The 1865-nt window shown below is 75.1% G+C and carries 2 protein-coding genes; one reads left to right on the top strand and one right to left on the bottom strand.

The features are described 5' to 3' along the window. Nucleotides 1-699: NUDIX hydrolase (locus tag DLJ47_RS25925; protein ID WP_109903672.1), on the bottom strand; the 699-nt coding region annotated here is incomplete at its 3' end. A 71-nt stretch (nucleotides 700-770) separates the two neighbouring features. Here DLJ47_RS25925 and DLJ47_RS25920 point away from each other — a divergent pair. Further along, nucleotides 771-1739 carry a Gfo/Idh/MocA family protein gene (locus DLJ47_RS25920; protein WP_109903670.1) on the top strand — a complete coding sequence of 323 codons (969 nt, stop codon included), beginning with the start codon at nucleotides 771-773 and terminating at the stop codon, nucleotides 1737-1739. The last annotated feature ends 126 nt before the right edge of the window (nucleotides 1740-1865 follow it).

Here is a 1865-nt window from a genome sequence, read left to right as displayed (position 1 = left end):
GACCAGGGTGGGCGGGAGCATGGTCAGCTCGCCCGCCTCGGCCCGGGCGCGGGCGTCCGCCGGGCGGGCCCAGAGCGTCCGGTCGGCCTCACCGGAGACGTCCCGGGTCCGCTGCCCCTCGGGCAGCAGCGCCACGAAGAAGTACGTGTCGAAGCGGCGCGGCTCGAACTCCGGGGTGATCCACCGGCTCCACGGCAGCAGCAGGTCCGCGCGGAGCGTCAGCCGACGCTCGGCGAGCAGGTCGGCGAAGCCGACCCGGCGCTGCTCCAGGGCGACCCGGGCGGCCTCCCAGTCGTCGCCGCTGACGTCCCCCACCACTGTCGCCGGGTCGGGGCCGGCGAGCAGCACCCCGGCCTCCTCGAAGACCTCCCGTGCGGCGGCGCAGACCACCGCCTGGGCGGCCGCGGGGGCCAGCCCGAGCCGCTCGCCCCACCGGGCCGGGTCCGGACCGGCCCAGCCCGGGTGCGCCTGCGAGTCGGACGGGTCGACGCCGCCGCCCGGGAAGGCGTACATGCCGCCGAAGGCCATCGCGGCGACCCGGCGGATCAGGTAGACCTCGAACCCGGCGTCGGCTGGGCGGAGCAGCAGCACGGTGGCCGCCACCCGGGGCACCGCGGGGATGCCACCCTCGGCGCGGAACCGGCGGGCGTGCTCCACCAGCGCCGGCGGGGCGGCGAAGCCGTCGCTGTCGATCGTCATGCGGCGAGCCTAGTTCCCACCTGCCGGATCGCCCGCGCCCCGTCCGGTTGATCGTCGCTACGGTTGCCGGCATGACTCGTTGGGGCATCCTGGCCACCGGCCACATCGCCGGCCGCTTCGCCGAAGACCTCCGGCTGGTGCCGGGCGCGGAACTGGTCGCGGTCGGCTCGCGTACCGCCGAGAGCGCGCAGCGGTTCGCCCGCCGGCACGGCGTGCCGCGGGCGTACGGCTCCTGGCAGGACCTGGCCGCGGACGCCGACCTGGACGTGGTGTACGTGGCCACCCCGCACGCCGCGCACCACCAGGCGGCGCTGACCTGCCTCGCCGCCGGCCGGGCGGTGCTGCTGGAGAAGCCGTTCACCCTCGACCTGGCCACCAGCACCGAGCTGGTCGACACCGCGCGGGCCGCCGGGGTCTTCCTGATGGAGGCCATGTGGATGCGGACCAACCCGATCCTCCGCCGGGTGTGCGAGCTGGTCGCCGACGGCGCGATCGGCCCGGTGACCAGCGTGCAGGCCGACTTCGGGGCGGCCGGGCCGTTCCCGCCCGAGCACCGGATGCGGGCCCGCACCCTGGGCGGCGGCGCGCTGCTGGATCTCGGCGTCTACCCGGTGAGCCTGGCCCACCTGCTGCTCGGTGTGCCGCAGCACGTACGGGCCTGGGCCAAGATCAGCCCGGAGGGGGTGGACGAGAACACCGGCATCGTGCTCGGCTACGACTCGGGCGCGGTCGCCACGCTGAGCTGCGGCATCGTCGGGGTCACCCCGCTGACCGCGGCGATCACCGGCACCACCGGGCGGATCGACCTGCCCGAGCCGTTCTACCGGCCCGGGCGGGTGACCCTGCACCGGGCCGGCGCCGAACCGGAGACGATCGACGCGGAACTGGTGGGCGGCGGCTACCAGCACGAAGCGATCGAGGTGCAGCGCTGCCTGGCCGAGGGCCTGCTGGAGAGCCCGCTGGTGCCGCACTCGGCCACGCTGGAGGTGATGGCCCTGCTGGACACCATCCGCGCCCAGATCGGCGTCGACTACGCCTGAGAAAGTGTTGGGTAACCGGGTGGCTACTTCTGGTTGAGTTCGTCGTCGAGGCGTCGGGCTGCCTCGGTCTCGATCGGGCCTTGCGGCTCGACGTCCTCACCGGCTAGGCGCGCGGCCATCAACCGG

It is taken from the genome of Micromonospora sp. S4605 (genome assembly GCF_003176715.1).
In the GTDB taxonomy this organism is placed as follows: domain Bacteria; phylum Actinomycetota; class Actinomycetes; order Mycobacteriales; family Micromonosporaceae; genus Micromonospora; species Micromonospora echinaurantiaca.
The sequence above is the reverse complement of the archived record's forward strand: the minus strand, read 5'-3'. Positions and strand labels throughout refer to the sequence as shown.

Coding starts and splice junctions, on each gene's coding strand:
- DLJ47_RS25920 (WP_109903670.1), top strand. CDS start 771: ATGACTCGTTGGGGCATCCTGGCCACCGGCCACATCGCCGGCCGCTTC.